We start from the raw sequence: 587 nt of genomic DNA on the forward strand, positions 1-587 counted from the left end.
ACGGTTTTGCTAATGCGTCGGCCTAAGGCGTCGTAGTGGTAAGTGGCTTCGCGGGTGTCACCCTGTTCGCGGGTCTGGGTGAGGTGGACCAGACGGTTGGCACCGTCGTAGCCGAGGGTCAGGCGCTCGCCGTTGGTGTGCTGCCGCTCGATCAGGTTACCGGCACCGTCATAACGGTAGTGGAGGTCATCGAGCTGTGCCAGTTGGTTGGTGGTATTGGGCGCGGGGCTATCGGCTGGTGGTGCCGCTAACCGATTGCCTGCTGCGTCCACGGGGTAGCGGTGGGCATGCTCGCCGTGCTGGCTGCCGATCAGGCGGCCGGCGGCGTCGTAGGTGTAGGCGATGATCTCGGTAGCACTGCGTTGCTGCTGGGTGCGGAAGCTTATCCGTCCCAGGGCGTCGTACTGGTAGTGCTGTTGTCGGGGGGCGCTGTCCGTTCCGTGCAGGGTGAGGTGCGCCAGTTGCCCCAGGGCTGTGTAGCCGCGCTCCAGGAGGAGCGGTCGGGTTGGGGCGTGGGTGCCCAGGCGGAAACGGCGTTGGGTTTCCCGGTGCAGGGCATCGGGTTCCAGGGCGATCTCCAGGTCCAG

At 65.9% G+C, this 587-nt stretch carries 1 pseudogene; it reads right to left on the reverse strand.

Going from position 1 to position 587, the window contains the following annotated elements:
* Nucleotides 1–587, reverse strand: a pseudogene (locus HP566_RS07110) (hypothetical protein); the annotation flags it as partial.

The sequence above is a fragment of the Vreelandella olivaria genome (assembly GCF_023507745.1).
In the GTDB taxonomy this organism is placed as follows: domain Bacteria; phylum Pseudomonadota; class Gammaproteobacteria; order Pseudomonadales; family Halomonadaceae; genus Vreelandella; species Vreelandella olivaria_A.